Origin of the sequence: Burkholderia sp. HI4860, from assembly GCF_002223045.2 — a bacterium.
GTDB lineage: Bacteria > Pseudomonadota > Gammaproteobacteria > Burkholderiales > Burkholderiaceae > Burkholderia.
This window is the reverse complement of the sequence record NZ_NKFO02000004.1, coordinates 195,632-211,809: the sequence shown is the minus strand read 5'-3', so window position 1 is coordinate 211,809 and position 16,178 is coordinate 195,632. Positions and strand designations below refer to the sequence as shown.

The window sequence follows — 16,178 nt, the reverse complement described above, 5'->3', positions numbered from 1 at the left end:
CGATGAAGAGGCAGATCGGCTTCGCGGAAGCGGAAATTGCAGGCAAGAAGCGAGTGACGAGGCGCCAACGCTTCCTGGAAGAGATGGAGAAGGTCGTTCCGTGGCAGCGCTTGCTGTCGGCCATCGAACCGCACTATCCGAAGGGCACGCGAGGTCGCCCGCCGATTGGCCTTGAGCGGATGCTGCGAATCTACTTCGTGCAACAGTGGTACGGACTGTCGGACGAAGGACTGGAAGACGCGCTGTATGACAGCATCACGCTGCGAGCCTTCGCCGGCATCGATCTGGCGATCGAGAACGTGCCTGATGCAACCACGCTGTTGAAGTTCCGGCGCCTGCTGATCGAACACGAACTGACACGGAAGTTGTTCGACGAGATTGGCATCTCGCTGTGCGAGCGTGGGCTGATGATGAAGGAAGGCACGCTGGTTGACGCGACGATCATTGAAGCGCCGCCGTCGACCAAGAATGCCGGGAAGAGCCGTGACCCGGAAATGCATCAAACGAAGAAGGGCAACGAATGGCACTTTGGCATGAAAGCCCACATTGGCGTCGACGCCGACTCGGGCCTGATTCACAGTGTGGTTGGCACGGCGGCCAACGTGTCGGATGTATCGCAAGCTCATGCCCTGCTGCACGGGCATGAAGAGCAGGTGTTCGCCGACGCGGGCTACATTGGCGTCGACAAGCGCGAGGAAATGGCGGGCAAGGCCGTGAAGTGGCACGTCGCTGCCAGGCGGGGAAAGATCAAGGCGATGCAAGAAGGAGCGCTGAAGGACCTGGTGATCGCGCTCGAGCGAACCAAGGCGCAGATCCGTTCGCGGGTTGAGCATCCGTTTCATATCGTCAAGAATCTGTTTCAGCATCGCAAGACCCGATACAAGGGCTTGGCCAAGAACACCGCGCAACTGTTCAGCCTGTTCGCTCTGGCGAATCTGGTGATTGCGCGAAATCTGTTGCGATCGGTCCATGGGAGCAGTCCGTCATGCGTATGAAAAATGCGAGCAGGGGAGGCTCGCTTACGCGCCAAATTCACTGAATTGAGCGCCGATTCGCTTCGTCATCCAGAAAATTTGAAGCCATCTCGCCTGCAACTTCGGAAGTTGGTCCATTGATCAGCGTTTCCCTAGGTATCGGGGAACGAAATGCTTTGATATGTTTATTTCAAAATGTTTCAGAAAAGAAATTCTGAGAGCCGAAGTGCAAAACAGGCGTAGGGAAAGTTCCACTTTCTTGCCTTAAGCGCGTTGCGACAAACGATTACAACGGATGCACCCGGGGGCAATATGCGTCGTCCGAAATTCGAGCTTGGCGTTCGCCATGGCGAACGAGTCATGCACCGTTTCATTCGAGGGACTATAGCCCTGGCGTTAGTGGTTGTCAGTGCTATCGCAACGTCCGGCTCCATCACCTATACGTACGACCCGCTGGGCCGGTTGACAAAGGCCGTTTTCAATAACGGCTCCACTACCACAACGGTTACCTACAACTACGACGCAGCGGGAAACCGAACGTCCGTCTCCACCACATCCCCATAGCGAGGTAAGCAGTCACAGCACATAGCACGCAACAACAGCTCATCTAATTTCGTAGTTCGAAGTATTTAGAATCCTATCGGGGGATGTAATGCCCACGTTTCCGCGCGTCGATTTCCGGCAGTCAGTGCGTGTCTTCCTTCTGAGTGCCCTGATGGCTCTCGGATCTCACACTCTTGCTAGCCCTATTCAATCCGCCTTGCCACCAACCGCCAAAAAGGTGCCAGCGGATTGGATGTTGGGTGCACAGCCGACTGCACCGAAGTCTTCGAAGCACTACGTTGGAAAGGAGCCACCTCCCTCTGGCGTCGGGCAGCCGGTGACCTTCGTGAGCGGGAAGCCTGCGATTGCGTATTCTCCGGAGGATATTTCGGCACTCGCTAATGCGCAGGGGCCGGGGAGAAATGCAGTCAATATGTTTCCGATCTCCGGTAAAGAGTGGGAGCAATCCCGCTCGCGAGTCGTCCTCCCGCCGAACGTCAATCAAGGCGCAGCGGTCAATACGAAAACCGTTGCACCGTCCACGCGCAGCGCACGTGCCAACGTCATGAGTGCGGGCGGCAACGGAAGTCCTCAAGGGCCGGCATCGATTGCCGAACTTGCTCGCGCACTCAACTATAACCCGGACGTCATCTATCAATACGTTCGCAACAACGTCGAGGTGTATCCGGTATACGGTACTCAGAAGGGCTCATTTGGCGCCGTGCTGGACAATCAGGGGACCGTCTATGATCAAGCGATGTTGATGGTCGATCTCCTCCGAGCATCCGGCTATACAGCGAGCTTCACGACAGGGGTGATCAAGTACACGGCAGCACAATTCAACACGCTTTACGGCGTCGATACATCAAATGTTTGTGGAATCCTGAAGCTGCTAGGCGACGGCGGATTTCCAATCTATGGGGCGACGGCAGTGAGTCCCGGGCAGTGTCCTGGTAACACATCTGCACTGGTTGACGTGTCAGTGGGGCACGTCTGGGTAAAGACGGTCATCAACGGTACGACCTACTATTTCGATCCGAGCTACAAAACTCATTCATTCAAGACCGGCATCAATCTCGCCAGTTCGAGCACGACAGGCTACGACGCACCGACGTTCCTGAATTCGGCGAAGAGCGGAGCGACGATCACCGCGGACTATGCACAGAACATCAATCGCACGAACATTCGAAACAACCTGACGACCTACGCCAATAACCTCGCGACGTATTTGCGATCGAACATGCCAGCGGCTACGGTCGACGATGTGGTTGGCGGCAAATCAATCGATCTGATCTACGGGGCGATTCCGCACTACACATCGCCACCGCTGCAAAACACGGTCTATGCGCTTCAGGATCAGACGGATGTTCCGATATCCATGAAGCCGACTTTGCGGATCCAATATCAGGGGATCGATCAGACCTACTCGTCGGATGCGATCTACGGTCATCGGCTAACCATCACGTACAACTCTACTAATCAGCCGATCCTCACCCTCGACGGTTCTGCAGTGGGAAGTCCTGGCACGGCCCCTCCTTCTGGTGCGTCCACGATCCTCACCCTTACAGCGACGCACAACGCATATGCTACGACAGCTGCAAACCTGACCATCAATCAAACGATTGTCGCGAAACCCGGAAACGTGTTCACGATTGCGAATGCGTGGGGACCGACCGGTCGTGGCCTGCCGAACTATTATCAAACCGCGCTCGGCAACCTTCGAGCGGCGGGCGCGGCCGACACATCGGAGGCGGTGGGGGGAACCACTTTGGCTGTTGTCGCCGCACATTGGCTTGGCCAAACATCTCGGATGCAGTCCCTAAGCGAGCGCTTGTCCAACACCACGTTCCTGGTTCATCACGATATCGGTGTTGCAGGTTATACCGGTGCGTCCTCCTACGTGGACCTGCCCGGCGGCACATTTTCAGTGGCGAGCGTCTCTGGTGACTCGAATAGCGAGACCATGGCCTTTTTCCTACAGGGGATGCACTCGAGCATTTTGGAATCGACTGTTGTGCAACAGATCAGTTCTGTTTCAGCGGCGTCTACGGTGAAGTTGATCGATACGGCTGCGGCGGCCGGGCAGCCGATCTACAACGCAACATCGGCAAACTATGCTACCGCCGTTCAACCGAATTTGGTGAATTGCAGCGCTTACTACGGCACCTTCAGTTCTTACCTGTCTAGCGGGTTCAGCCTGGTTTTGCCGCAACACTGTGATCTGACTGAGAACAGCTGGACGGGTGCTGGCTACTACGTGCAGAGCCCCGTATTGTTGGCGCGCAGCTAAATTTGACCCACCGTTTTCATCTAAATTTGACCCACCCCGAGACAGCGTAATACATCTACCGCGTTGTGGATAACTCTGCGTTGTCCGCCTCCCTGACGGTCTTTTTCCGGGTTGCCCGGACCTTGGTCGAACTCTCCTTGAAGCGCCACGATTCGTTTCCGGTTTCAACGATGTGGCAGTGATGCGTGAGCCGGTCGAGCAGCGCCGTGGTCATCTTGGCGTCGCCGAACACACTGGCCCATTCCCCGAAGCTCAGGTTGGTCGTGATCGCCACGCTGGTGCGCTCGTACAGCTTCGAGAGCAGGTGGAACAGCAGTGCCCCGGCGGTCTGGCTGAATGGCAGATAGCCCATTTCGTCCAGAATCACCAGATCGACGTGCGTGAGCCGGTGCGCGAGCTGCCCCTGCTTGCCCGCGGCTTTTTCCAGCTCCAGTGCGTTGGCCAGCTCGATCGTGGAGAAGTACCGCACACGCTTGCCGTGCCGCTGGACGGCTTCGATGCCAATGGCCGTGGCCAGATGGGTTTTGCCCGTGCCCGGCCCACCGATGAACACGACGTTGTGCGCGCTGTCGAGGAACTTCATCTGGTACAGCTCACGGATCAGATCTTCATCGGCACGCGCCTGCGCGAAGTCGAAGCCCTTGAGGTCGCGGTGCGCCGGGAAGCGGGCTGCCGCCATCTGGTAACCAATCGAGCGCACTTCGCGCTCGGCCCCTTCGGCCAGTAGCAACTGCTGCATGAAGCGTTCCGGGTCGAACTCAGTGTGGCGGGACTGCGCATACAGTTCCGCCCAGCTGCTGGCCATGCCGTGCAGCTTCAGCTCCTTGAGGCGGGCGATGACTTCATTGGACATGGCGGTGCTCCGGTTCGGTTGCGCGCAGGCGTTCATAGCGGCCGACATCCGCGACAGGTTCTTCGTTCAGGTTGAGTGCGGTGACGGCCATGACCTTCCGGTCGGCCGGAGCCTTCAGGCGGCTCAATACGTTGAGGACGTGATCGCCACTGGGGCGGCCCGAGTCGAGCGCGGTCTGTCAGCGTCGGATAGATACTCCCCACTTTCGTCGAAGTAATTTTCCCCAGTTTTTTGTCTGACGGCGCCGCGGTAGCGGCGCCGTCCTGTCGATCGCCGACCATATCGCCCTGGAGATCCGTCGTGGGGGTGTCGGTGGTCGAGCTGGAGGAAGTGATGACGATTCTGGAATTGCATCGGCAAGGGCTGAGTATTTCGGCCATCGCTGCTCGACTGAGTATGGACCGCAAGACCGTTCGTAAATACATCAGGAATGGCGTTCAGGCGCCGCGTTACGGTCCGCGCGCACCGCGACCGTGCGTGGTCGATCCGTTCGTCCACTACGTCACCGAACGTGTCCGCGAGTTTCCCGACCTGAGCGTCGAGCGTCTGCTGCGCGAGATTCGAGCCATGGGTTACGCGGGCGGCCGCACGGCGCTGGGCGATCTCGTTCGGGAGGTCCGCCCCCCACGCCAGCGCGGCTTCGAGGTGCGCTTTGAAACGCCTGCGGGGCATCAAGCGCAGGTGGATTTCGCCCACTTCAATGTCGAGTTCGACGACGCGCCTGGCCAGCGACGTTCGATCTGGCTGTTCTCGATCGTGCTTGGACACAGCCGTTATCTCTGGGGACGCTTCGTCGAGCATCAGGACCTGCAGACCGTCCTGCGCTGCCACATGGAAGCGTTCGAGCACCTCGGCGGCGCTCCGCACGAGATTCTGTACGACCGGATGAAGGCGGCTGTGCTGGGCGAAGTCGAGAAGCACATCGTCTACAACGCGAAGCTGGTCGCGTTTGCGCAGCACTACGGCTTCGCGCCGCGCGCCTGCAAGGCGTATCGCGCCAAGACCAAAGGCAAGGTCGAGCGGCCGTACCGCTATATCCGGCAGGACTTCTTCCTGGCGCGTCGCTTCCAGAATCTCGCCGACCTGAACCGACAGTTGCGCGAGTGGCTCGACACGGTTGCCAATGTCCGCGTGCACGGCACCACGCACCGCGTCGTCGCTCAGCACTTCAGTGAGGAGCGTCCTACGCTGCAGGCGTTGCCGGCCGGCACCTTCAACGGCGTGATCCGGCTTGAGCGGCGCGTGAGCCACGAAGGTCTCGTCTCGGTCGGCGGCAACTACTACAGCGTGCCCGATCGTACGCGCAAGCGCGTGCTCGACGTCCACAGTCTGGCTCACGAGATCCGTATCTACGAGGACGGTGAACTGCTGGCGGTGCATCCCGTGTTGGAAGGCCGGCGACGAACCTCGCTGTTGCCCGGTCATCGGCGTGCAAACCAGCGTAAGCAGCCGGCACGGCACCCCGTGCCATCGGTGACGGCGAGCGTGGCTCGCCGGCCCTTGTCGTTCTATGACCAGGTCGCAAGACGTCTCGCAGAAGCCGGGAGGACCGCATGAACAGCATGCCTGCCTCGACACTGGAGCGCATCCGGCGCTATCTCGTCGGCCTGCGCATGCCGCGCGCGCTCGAAACGCTGGATGCCACCCTGAACCGCTTCGAGCAAGGCGACAGTTCGATGCTCGAAGTGCTGGAAACGTTGCTGGGCGAGGAGTTCACGACACGCGAAACACGCCGCATCCGGATGGCGCTGCAGACCGCGCGGCTCGGCACGATCAAGACGCTGGCCGGCTACGACTTCAGCTTCCAGCCGAGCCTGGATCGCGATCGCATCATGACGCTTGCGCAACTCGAGTTCATCGAACGACGACAGACCGTTCACTTCCTGGGGCCGCCCGGCACGGGCAAATCGCACCTGTCCATTGCGCTGGGCGTGGAAGCCGTACGCGCGGGCAAGAGCGTCTACTTCGGCTCTCTGGCCGAGATCGTGAACTCGATGGCCAAGGCCGAACGGGAAGGCAACTTGGCGCAGCGCGTGCGCTTCCTTGCCCGTAACAGCCTGCTCATCGTCGACGAGATCGGCTACCTGCCCATCGGCTCCAACGGCGGCAATCTGTTCTTCCAGCTCGTCAACGCCTGCTACGAGCGCTGCGCGATCATCCTGACGTCCAACCGCAGCTTCGGTGAATGGGGTGACGTGTTCGGCGACAGCGTGGTGGCCGCGGCGTTGCTCGACCGGCTGCTGCACCACGCGATCGTCGTGCAGATCGAAGGCACATCGTACCGCCTGCGAGAACACGCCGATCTGCTGCCGGACCATCTGCGCAACCGTCTGTCTTCCCTGAACCCCGTGCCCGCTGAACCGGCTCGCCGGCGCCCGGGCCGCCCCCGAAGGAACCCATTCGATCACGTCGCCGGTTGATCACCGTCCGAACAGGGTGGGGAATTTTACTTCGACACTTCTGGGGAAATTACGGCCGAGGTTGACACGGTCTGCGCGGCCAGCAACACCGCATCGAGTCCGTGCTCGCGCACCGCGCTCAGCACCTCGGTCATCACGCGATCCCCGCCGGGATGCTTCAGCAGATGCCGCTGCAAGTCCTGAAGCGGCTGCGGCATCGTCGCGAACGGTGCGCCGTTGCGCAGCGCACCGGGCTTGCGCTCGACCAGCGTGATGTAGTGCTGCCAGTCGTAGAACGTCATGTGCCGCTCGAAGCTGCGCGTGTGACGGGCGATCTCCCGGTCGTCGGCGACCACGCTTAGCCACGCCGGATAGCTGCGCACACTCACGAGCTGGTTCACGAACTCGGTCGGCACGCTGTAGCGGTTGCGCTGGAAGTGGATCAGGCCGGTCGACGACACGCGCAGGAACTGCTCGACGTAGCCGTCGAACGGACGCGGGTTCGGCATCAGGCGCGTGCGCTCGTCCTGCAACACGTCCTCGACCGTCAACTCCGGCCACTGCGGATGCCGCATCTGCCAAGCCTGGCGGCACCGCTGCGACACCCAGTCGTTCAGCGTTTCCAGCGACGCCCAGCGCTGCTGGGCCGCTTCATGCCAGATCTGCCGACGCCGATCCTGCACGTTCTTCTCGACGATGCCTTTCTCCCACCCGGCCGCGCGATTGCAAAACTCCGGCTCGAACAGGTAGTGACTGCACATCGCCTCGAAGCGGGCGTTGACCGTGCGCGCCTTGCCACGCCCGACCTTGTCCACGGCCGTCTTCATGTTGTCATAGATGCCCCGGCGCGGTACGCCGCCGAACGCGGCGAACGCCTTCGCGTGCGCGTCGAACAGCATCTCGTGACTCTGGGTCGGGTAGGCTACCAGCCAGAACGCGCGGCTCGCGTTCAGCTTCACATGGGCGACCTCAAGGCGTCGGCGCAGTCCGCCGACGAAGACGTATTCGCAGCTCCAGTCGAACTGGAAGGCCTCGCCCAGCTCAAACGCCAGCGGCACGTAGGCCTGTCGGCGCGGAGCCTGCGTCTGCTGCTCGCGCCAGCGTCGCGCGAACTCGCTCACGCGCGTATAGCTTCCGCTGAATCCCTGCGCGCGGATCGCCTCGAACATGAACCGCGCCGTGCGCCGGTCCCGTTTCGGGCGGTGGCTGTCCGTGCGCAGCCATTCCTCAAGCTGCCCGGCCCATTCGTCCACCACGCTCGGACTGACCCGTTTCGGGTACTTCGGCTCTGCCGCTTCCGGCTGTTTTAGCCATGTCCGTACCGTGTTTCGGGACAACCCCGTTCGCCGCGCGATCTCCCGCAACGGCACCTTCTCGCGGAAATACATCCGCCTGATCTTGGCCAGCATGCCCACCGTGATCACCTCTGTATCTCCTGCTCAAATATTGAGCAGGACATTCAATCACGTGGGTCAAATTTCGGTGCAAATCACACCGTCAGGTGGGTCAATTCTGCGCGCGCGTTAACACCCCGTATTTCTGGGTGCGTTGATCACGGGGAACCTCGCCGGAGGATACATGACCCTGGGTCAGTTTCTCTCCACCCTTTCCCCGTTGGCGCAGGTCGCGTCGCCGTTTCCGCCTTCGATGTACAACCTTCCGGTGACCGTCCTAAGCGATGGCAGCTTCCGATTTGCGCCGTCTCTCCAAGGTGGGACGTCTCTCCAAGGCGAGCCATTCAATTTCGTTGCCGACCCCATCGGCCTGGCGGCCGGGAATTTTACGTACAGCCGCGATGACCTATCGTCAGGTGTGGGCCTCTTTCCGCAGCGCCTCACCTTCAGCCGCATATATAGTTCGAGCGCCAAGAATCAGGACAGTGTGCTTGGGAAGGGCTGGGCTCACAACTTCAGCGTGACCGCAAAGGTAAATTCCGACGGTTATCAGGGAATGGGGGAAGATTCAGCGCTCGATGCGGTAGCCGCGTTGGTCGAGATGAAGGCGTCGTCGGATCTGCTTACTGATGCGTCACACCCGATTGAAAAATTGGTCATTGCGACTTTGGGGCAACGGTGGTTCGGCGATCAGCTGATCAACAATACCGTGATCGTCACACAAGGTCTGAATGGCGAGGTGTTCGTGAAGTTGCCGGACGGTAGTTTCAACCCACCCCCGGGGAATTCTTCGAAGCTGATACTGAACGGGGATGGCACTTACACGTACGACACCGTTCACCATAACTCGATGCACTTCAATTCGTCGGGGAACATCGATACCTACAAAGACGCCAACGGCACGCAGGTCAACTACAGCTACACCGGAAGCAACTTGACCAGCGTCAGCAACGGCTTCTGGCGCACACTAAATTTCAGCTATACGAACGGACGGATTAGCCAGGTCTCTGACGGCGCTCGAACGGTTCAATATGGCTACGACGCGAATGGCAATCTGACGACCTTCACCGACACGTTGTCGAAGAGCACGACATACGGCTATGGGTTGCCCGGTCAGATAACGCAAATCTTTTATCCGAGCTTCCCGTCCACCGCCGGCGTGACGAACGTCTATGACAGCCTTGGACGAGTCCAAACGCAGACGAACGCGCGAGGCAAGACATACAGCTACTATTTCGCTGGATCGCGAGCTCTTGAATCTGCGCCGGGTGGTATCACGAGGCTCAGCTATCTCGATGTGCTCGGGAATGTGTTGCAGCAAGCGGATCCGCTGTTCAACGTCACCCAATTCGCTTACGACGGACAGGGGCGGCTGATTACCAAGACTTTGCCTCAGGGGAATGGCTTCTCGTACACGTACGACGATGCATCCTGTGCGAGCTCGGAGAAACGCTGCACGCAGAACGTGAAGTCGATCACGCAGTTCGCACCATCCGGCTCAGGTCTCGCACCGCTCACTCGAAGCTTCACCTATGAGAGTGCCTACAACAAGGTTGCAACTGAAACCGATGCGCGAGGCAATGCCACGACGTACACCTATGCGCCCTGGGGCGACATCGCGACCGTTACCTCGCCGGTTGACGCGAGCGGGGTAGCGCCATGGACAGCCTATGATTACTATTCCTGGACACCGACGGGCTTCCCGACGATGTATCTCTTGTGGAAGACGACGGTCAAGACGAGCGCATCGAATTCCACTGCGACGACGCGGACCTATGATTGGGCGCACCACGAAGTGCCCGCGACCACGACAGTCGACGCCGGCACGGGAACACTGAATCTCACGACCACGTACACCTATGACGACATCGGCAACCTGACCGTGGTGGACGGGCCGCGTACTGACGTGACCGATACGGTGACGACTAGCTACGACAGCGAACGGCGCCCGACCGTGGTCACGGATGCGCTGGGGAAGCAAACTCAGACCACCTATGATGCGGACGGCCGGCCAATTGCTGTCGCCCGGCAGATCGGCGCTCAATGGTTGACAAACTGCTCGCGGTACAGTGCGACAGGAAAAGTTATCCGGGCATGGGGCCCTTCGCTGACTGCATCGGCGACGACTTGCCCAACAGAGGCAGCACCAGTGCCGATCACCGACACGGCATATGACGATCTCGATCGGCCATATCAGCAAACGCAGTATCTTGCCGCTGCAGACGGGGGGAACAGAGTGACGACGACGGTGTACAACGTCGACGATTCGATCAACACCATCCAGAAAGCGACAGGCACGGCGCAGCAACAGAACTATGTGCAATACACCTATACGCCGAACGGTAAACTCAATTCGAGCGCTGATGCGAAGAACAATCTGACCGTCTATGCATACAATGGTTTCGACCGTCTGACGAACCGATACTACCCGCTGGCCAACACACCAGGCTCGGCGAACAGCAATGATTACGACGGCTATACCTACGATCCGAACGGGAACGTGGTTACCATCCGCAGACGTAGCGGGGGCACGATCACCCAGACCTGGGATAACCTGAACCGCCTGACCGCACGTACCTATCCGAGCAGCGCTAACAATGTTCAGTTCGGTTATGACCTGCGCGGACTACGCACCGCGTCGCAGTACGCGAACGGCAGTTACGCGGTGTCCTATGCTTGGGACAACGCAGGTCGATTGCTCAACACGACGGCGGGGGGAAGAACGCTCAATTTCCAGTACGATGCCGCAGGAAATCGGACCCAGACGACGTGGCCGGATGGGTTCAATACGACTACCAGCTACGATGCGTTGAATCGGCCGAGTGTGATCAAGGAGAACGGAAGCACAGCACTCGCAACGTACACCTATGACGACCTGAGCCGGGCTACCACCCTCACGTTCGCGAATGGAACGTCGATTCAACGCGGGTACGACAATCAAGGTGGGCTAGCAACGCTGACGAATGCGTTGACTGCGCCGGGCGACCAGGTGCAGTTCGTATACGCACGTAATCAAATTCTGGATGTAACCAGCGTCACACCGAGCAACCTCGCGTACCAGTGGAGCGGTGGAACGACCGGTAGCCAGAGTTATACCGCGGATGGCCTGAATCGTTACACGACGGCTGCTGGCGGTTCTGTCGGGTACGACAACAACGGAAACGTGGCTAGCTACAGCGGTTGGTCGTATGGTTACGATCTCGACAATCGCCTCGTATCTGGTACTACTGGATTGTTCTCAACAGTGAGTCTTGCGTACGACGCAGAAGGTCGCCTGCGCCAGACTGTTGAACCGAACGGTCTTGGCAGTCTCACGACGAACATGCTGTACGACGACACGAAACTCGTCGCCGAATACGATTCGTCGGGCAATATCCTCCGGCGCTATGTTCATGGTTCCGGTGCAGACAATCCGCTCGTTTGGTACGAAGGATCAGGGACCACGAACAAGAATTGGTTCTACACGGATCAACTGGGGAGCGTCGTCGCGACGGCGAATACATCGGGGGCCAAAACGGCAATCTATACCTACGGTCCGTTTGGTGAGCCGAACGCAACGAGTGGCACGCGGTTCCGCTACACGGGGCAGCAACTGATCGGTTCGCTCGGACTGTACTATTATAAAGCGAGGTTCTATTCACCGGGGCTGGGACGATTCTTCCAGACCGACCCTGTTGGCAGTCGCGATGATCAAAACCTGTATGCATATGTCGGAAACAACCCGGTCAATCGGTCCGACCCGGACGGATTGACTGGCACGATCGTAGGTACGGATTCGTTTCAACTTGCGGGTAGTTATATATGGGGGCACGGCGACAGACACGTAAGCGATCCGGATGCCGCGCGCGCAGAGATCGGCGCCCATCTTCCTCCAATAGGGGATGTGGGTGGCCCATTTTGGGGCGTCACACCGAACTATATTTATCGCGTCTTTCCGTTACCGTCTGGTGATGTAAATATTGGAACGTACTTTTATCGGCCATCTGGGATTCCGTATTAAACACTTAAATTTCTATGTGGGACGGGCATTGGGAGTTTGCGAATGAATATTTCTCAGTTTCGAGAGCTGAGTCAATTGGAAGTCGCCCTCTTGCGCAGGATGGCGACCTGTGGGGTGCCGAATGGCGATATCTTAATGGCACAGATATTAGCTGCACGCGCAAGTCCAATTGATGAAGAGGGATCGCTCCGCCTCGTGACAAGCAGTGATAAAAAATACGGTGACGCGACCGGACCTCTGATAACGGCTGTCCAAGAGGATGTCGACACAGTGCGAAATTATGGGCCATATATTAATTTCGTATTGATATTGAAAAATGGATTTATCGACGAGCTGGAGGTTTATAAGGATGACGGGGGAAAAATTGCCGCTGACTTCAATCCTGATGGCTTGTCGATCACATGGGGTGGCCCGAAAGATTCGCGAGTCTTTTAGGTTCGGTGTGCAATATCGCGGTGAAGCTTGCGCTAAGCTAGGGGGTGCCCTCACGATTTGGCACAGCGCATACAAGACGCCGCTTTAGTATCGTCATGGAGAACGCGTAAGCGTTAGCAAAACTCCCTTGACGTCGTTGGCAGTGCACCGAGCAACTCGCTCCTGTCGACGAGATTGCTGGCGATCAGATGCCGCACGTTCCCTTCGGCCTGCCACACGCCGTAGACCGCGAGCAACGCGGCGCCGAGCGCCTCCTTCCGAAATTTCTCCAGCAGACCGGGCCAGAGGATCACGTTGACCTGGCCGGTCTCGTCCTCGAGCGTCATGAACAGCACGCCGTTCGCCGTGCCCGGCCGCTGCCGCACCGTGACCAATCCGCACGCGCGCGCGAGCTGGCCGCTGCGCAACGTCGCCAGTTGCTCTGCCGACTGCAGGTGATCCAGCGCGAGGCGATCGCGCAGCAGCGCCAGCGGATGCCGGCCGAGCGTGAAGCCCATCGCTCGATAGTCCGTCACGATCTCGTGACCCTCCGATGCCCGAGGCAATGCCGGCGCCGCGTCGTCACATTCGGTGCCGCGCAGCAGATCTCGATCAGGCACGGCAGCGGCAGCCAGCCAGAGCGCGTCGCGTCGGTTATCGCCGGCGAGCGAGCGAAGTGCGTTCGCACCTGCGAGCACCTGCAGGTCGTGCCGATCAAGCGTAAGCGGCTCGGCGCGACCAGTTCCATATTCGCGCGCGCATGGGGCATGATGTGAGAGCTTGGGGAGTTCCGTGAGGATCACGTGAGATCGTGCCCACGATCGTGGATCATGGGCACGATCTATCTGGATCTATGAAGCAGTCAGGCAGTGCCATGCGAGCTGACCGACGTCAGCTTGTCGACCACATTCCAAGGCAGCAGTTCGTCGACGCGGGTGATGACGTGATCAGCGATGTGGGTCAAGACGTATTCCAGATAGGCGCGCGGGTTGATGCCATTGAGTTTGCACGCACCAATCAAGCTGTACATCGCGGCGGCCCGCTCACCCCCGCTGTCGGAACCAGCGAACAGGAAGTTCTTTCTCCCGAGGCTCACGCAACGCAGGGCGTTTTCTGCCAACGCGTTGCTGATCTCGGCTTGCCCATCCTCGCAGAACAGCGTCAGCGCAGTCCAGTGATTCAGCGAGTACTGGATCGCGCCGGCCAGCTCCGACTTGCGCGACAGCGTCGCGAGCTTGGCCCGGATTCTCGTTTCGAAGGCGTCCAGCAGCGGCTTGCTTTTCTCACGCCGCACGCGCTGCCGTTCATCGGGCGGCTTGCCGCGGATGTCGGTTTCAATGCCGTAGAACTCGCCGATCATCTCGAGCAGTTTCTGGGTCTCGTCCGTCGGTGTGCTCGCGTGGATCTCGTAGTACTTTCTCCGCGCGTGGTCCCAACAAGCAGCCTCGCGGATCTTGCCACTTACGTACAACTCGTCGAAGCCGCCGTAGGCATCGGCTTGCAGGATGCCTTCGAATCCGGCGAGATGCGTCTGAGGATGGATGCCTTTGCGATCGCACGAGTACGCGAACCACACCGCAGCCGGCTCCGTCGAGCCCGAACGGCTGTCGTCGCGCACGTACACCCAGAGTCGCCCGGTCTTCGTCTTCTTGTTGCCTGGCGCGAGCACGGGGATCGGCGTGTCGTCCGCGTGCAACTTCGTGCCCGCCATCGTATACCGGCGCAGCGCGTCGGTCAGCGGGCGGCAGAGCGCCTCACACTGTCCGACCCAGCGACCCATGCTGGCGCGGTCAAGCGTCACCCCGTCGCGCGCCGCAATTTCCGATTGTCGGTACAGCGGCGCATGATCTGCGTACTTCGACACCAGAATGTCGGCAAGCAAGCTCGGATGCGCGATACTGCGCTCGATCGGCAGTCCCGGCATCGGTGGCTGCGCGATGTGGCCGCAGGCCGGACAGACCGTCTTGTGCCGGATCGTGCGGATCACCTTGAACATCGCCGCAACACGGGCGAGCTGTTCCGAGACGTCCTCGCCGAGGCACTGCATAGCACCTTCACACTTGGGGCAGATCGAATCCGGTTTGAGCACGCGATCTTCTCGCGTAAGGTGCGGTGGCAGCGGCTCACGTACGGCCGGATCGCTGCTAGTCGTGGACCTTTCTCGTCGGACCTTTGTGTGCTGAACGTCGGCGACACCGCTGCCTGCGGCCAAATCCTCAAGCCGGAGCTCAAGCTTCTCGATCTCTCGGGCAAGTTGTTCCGACTTGCGGCCGAAGTGCATTCGCTTGAGCTTGTCGATCAGGAGCTTCAACCGTGTGATCTCGAGATCGCTTGCGGCGATGTCGCGGCGCAGCTGTTCGATCTCGAGTTCCCGTTCGATGGCCGACGCGCGAGCCTCAGCCAGCATGGCCTTCAGTGCAGCGACATCGTCGGGCAGATCGTCGAGATTCGGCATGCGCCGGAGTTTACGAGCCTCCCGAGCGGTTTACAACACCTACAGCATCGACAGAGGTGCCGTACGGCGGGGCTGCCGCCAATCGATGCCTTCGAGAAGCATCGACAACTGCGCGACCGTGAGCGAGATCTTGCCGCCATCGGCTTGCGGCCAGATGAAGCGGCCGCGTTCCAATCGCTTCGACAGCAGCCAGAGCCCGTCGTCGGTGGCCCAAAGCAGCTTCACGAGATCGCCTCGACGTCCGCGGAAGATGAACACATGGCCGCACAACGGATTCTCCTCGAGCGTCGCCTGTACCTTCGTGGCAAGCCCCTGGAAGCCGCAGCGCATGTCCGTGACGCCCGCAGCAAGCCAGATGCGGGTGCCGGCCGGCAATGTGATCACTTCAGGCATTCCTGCAGGAACGCTTCGGCCCGCTCAGCAGACAGGCCGCGAATCTTCACGCGCCGCTTGCCGATCTCCACCTCGATCTCGCACACGGGCGTCGGCATCGGTACGCCGCTTGTCACCTTCGACGTCGCGTTTCCCGTAGGCTGCGGCGCTGGCAGCATCAACACCGAATCGATCACGTCAACGCTCAGCAACTCCGTGCCTGTCATGGCCGACGGCGCAGCTTCGAGTCCCGGCAGTTCCAGCTTGCCTTCCCGATATTGCTTGCGCCACCCGAACACGACGTTGGCGTTGATGTCGTGCCGCCGCGCGACGATCGACACCGACATGCCTGGTTCCAACGTTTCCCTGATCACTTGCTGTTTGAATGCCCGCGCATACGTGCGATGGGCCGGGCGCGCTGCATTCGGCATAGCTGACCGTCTCCGTCAATCTAAACGCGACTATCATGCGCCAGCAAAATCAG

The 16,178-nt window shown here is 59.7% G+C and carries 11 protein-coding genes and 2 pseudogenes; 7 read left to right on the top strand and 6 right to left on the bottom strand.

The genetic code is table 11. The features are described 5' to 3' along the window. Nucleotides 1-2 precede the first annotated feature (2 nt). From CFB34_RS33900 to CFB34_RS33890, 3 genes are all read left to right on the top strand, one after another. Nucleotides 3-995, top strand: a complete 993-nt coding sequence (locus CFB34_RS33900; protein ID WP_006412423.1) for an IS5-like element ISBmu2 family transposase — start codon at nucleotides 3-5, stop codon at nucleotides 993-995. A gap of 291 nt (nucleotides 996-1,286) precedes the next feature. After that, a complete protein-coding gene (locus tag CFB34_RS33895) occupies nucleotides 1,287-1,538 on the top strand; it encodes an RHS repeat domain-containing protein (protein ID WP_077187308.1) in 252 nt (83 codons plus the stop codon). 325 nt (nucleotides 1,539-1,863) lie between these two features. Further along, nucleotides 1,864-3,807 carry a transglutaminase domain-containing protein gene (locus tag CFB34_RS33890; protein WP_242808741.1) on the top strand — a complete coding sequence of 648 codons (1,944 nt, stop codon included), beginning with the start codon at nucleotides 1,864-1,866 and terminating at the stop codon, nucleotides 3,805-3,807. A gap of 55 nt (nucleotides 3,808-3,862) precedes the next feature. Here the strand turns inward: CFB34_RS33890 and istB (CFB34_RS33885) are convergent, their stop codons facing one another. Beyond that, nucleotides 3,863-4,660, bottom strand: coding sequence for an IS21-like element helper ATPase IstB (gene istB / locus CFB34_RS33885; RefSeq protein ID WP_045579185.1), 798 nt, complete (start codon nucleotides 4,658-4,660; stop codon nucleotides 3,863-3,865). Nucleotides 4,661-4,960: 300 nt separating this feature from the next. Between istB (CFB34_RS33885) and istA (CFB34_RS33880) the strand changes: the two genes are divergently transcribed. Both istA (CFB34_RS33880) and istB (CFB34_RS33875) read left to right on the top strand, forming a co-directional pair. Beyond that, the gene (gene istA, locus CFB34_RS33880) at nucleotides 4,961-6,217 is read left to right on the top strand and encodes an IS21 family transposase (RefSeq protein WP_062910599.1); all 1,257 of its coding nucleotides are present in this window, start codon (nucleotides 4,961-4,963) and stop codon (nucleotides 6,215-6,217) included. Beyond that, nucleotides 6,214-7,080 carry an IS21-like element ISBcen28 family helper ATPase IstB gene (istB, locus tag CFB34_RS33875; protein ID WP_062910598.1) on the top strand — a complete coding sequence of 289 codons (867 nt, stop codon included), beginning with the start codon at nucleotides 6,214-6,216 and terminating at the stop codon, nucleotides 7,078-7,080. Before istA (CFB34_RS33880) ends, istB (CFB34_RS33875) begins: the two co-directional genes overlap by 4 nt. Before the next feature lie 71 nt (nucleotides 7,081-7,151). Here the strand turns inward: istB (CFB34_RS33875) and istA (CFB34_RS33870) are convergent. Then, a pseudogene (gene istA / locus CFB34_RS33870) lies at nucleotides 7,152-8,474 on the bottom strand (IS21 family transposase); the annotation flags it as partial. Between the two features lie 163 nt (nucleotides 8,475-8,637). Here istA (CFB34_RS33870) and CFB34_RS33865 point away from each other — a divergent pair. Both CFB34_RS33865 and CFB34_RS33860 read left to right on the top strand, forming a co-directional pair. Further along, on the top strand, nucleotides 8,638-12,453 hold the full coding sequence (locus CFB34_RS33865) for an RHS repeat-associated core domain-containing protein (RefSeq protein WP_226151977.1): 3,816 nt from the start codon (nucleotides 8,638-8,640) through the stop codon (nucleotides 12,451-12,453). Between the two features lie 42 nt (nucleotides 12,454-12,495). Continuing rightward, nucleotides 12,496-12,888 (top strand): hypothetical protein, encoded by a 393-nt coding sequence (locus CFB34_RS33860; RefSeq protein WP_143277549.1) that lies wholly within the window; start codon nucleotides 12,496-12,498, stop codon nucleotides 12,886-12,888. 113 nt (nucleotides 12,889-13,001) lie between these two features. On the opposite strand, the pseudogene CFB34_RS33855 reads toward CFB34_RS33860, so the two are convergent. The 4 genes and pseudogenes from CFB34_RS33855 to CFB34_RS39130 form a co-directional block, all read right to left on the bottom strand. Then, nucleotides 13,002-13,586 (bottom strand): annotated as a pseudogene (locus CFB34_RS33855) (OB-fold nucleic acid binding domain-containing protein); the annotation flags it as partial. Nucleotides 13,587-13,729: 143 nt separating this feature from the next. Further along, on the bottom strand, nucleotides 13,730-15,322 hold the full coding sequence (locus CFB34_RS33850) for an IS66 family transposase (RefSeq protein WP_027813733.1): 1,593 nt from the start codon (nucleotides 15,320-15,322) through the stop codon (nucleotides 13,730-13,732). 39 nt (nucleotides 15,323-15,361) lie between these two features. Further along, nucleotides 15,362-15,706 (bottom strand): IS66 family insertion sequence element accessory protein TnpB, encoded by a 345-nt coding sequence (gene tnpB / locus CFB34_RS33845; RefSeq protein ID WP_027813734.1) that lies wholly within the window; start codon nucleotides 15,704-15,706, stop codon nucleotides 15,362-15,364. After that, complete coding sequence (locus CFB34_RS39130) at nucleotides 15,703-16,125, bottom strand: transposase (protein ID WP_027813735.1); 423 nt, start codon at nucleotides 16,123-16,125, stop codon at nucleotides 15,703-15,705. Before CFB34_RS39130 ends, tnpB begins: the two co-directional genes overlap by 4 nt. Nucleotides 16,126-16,178: the final 53 nt, after the last annotated feature.

Coding starts and splice junctions, on each gene's coding strand:
- CFB34_RS33895 (WP_077187308.1), top strand. CDS start 1,287: ATGCGTCGTCCGAAATTCGAGCTTGGCGTTCGCCATGGCGAACGAGTC.
- CFB34_RS33850 (WP_027813733.1), bottom strand. CDS start 15,322: ATGCCGAATCTCGACGATCTGCCCGACGATGTCGCTGCACTGAAGGCC.
- CFB34_RS33900 (WP_006412423.1), top strand. CDS start 3: ATGAAGAGGCAGATCGGCTTCGCGGAAGCGGAAATTGCAGGCAAGAAG.
- CFB34_RS33865 (WP_226151977.1), top strand. CDS start 8,638: ATGACCCTGGGTCAGTTTCTCTCCACCCTTTCCCCGTTGGCGCAGGTC.
- CFB34_RS33860 (WP_143277549.1), top strand. CDS start 12,496: ATGAATATTTCTCAGTTTCGAGAGCTGAGTCAATTGGAAGTCGCCCTC.
- istB (WP_045579185.1), bottom strand. CDS start 4,660: ATGTCCAATGAAGTCATCGCCCGCCTCAAGGAGCTGAAGCTGCACGGC.
- CFB34_RS39130 (WP_027813735.1), bottom strand. CDS start 16,125: ATGCCGAATGCAGCGCGCCCGGCCCATCGCACGTATGCGCGGGCATTC.
- istB (WP_062910598.1), top strand. CDS start 6,214: ATGAACAGCATGCCTGCCTCGACACTGGAGCGCATCCGGCGCTATCTC.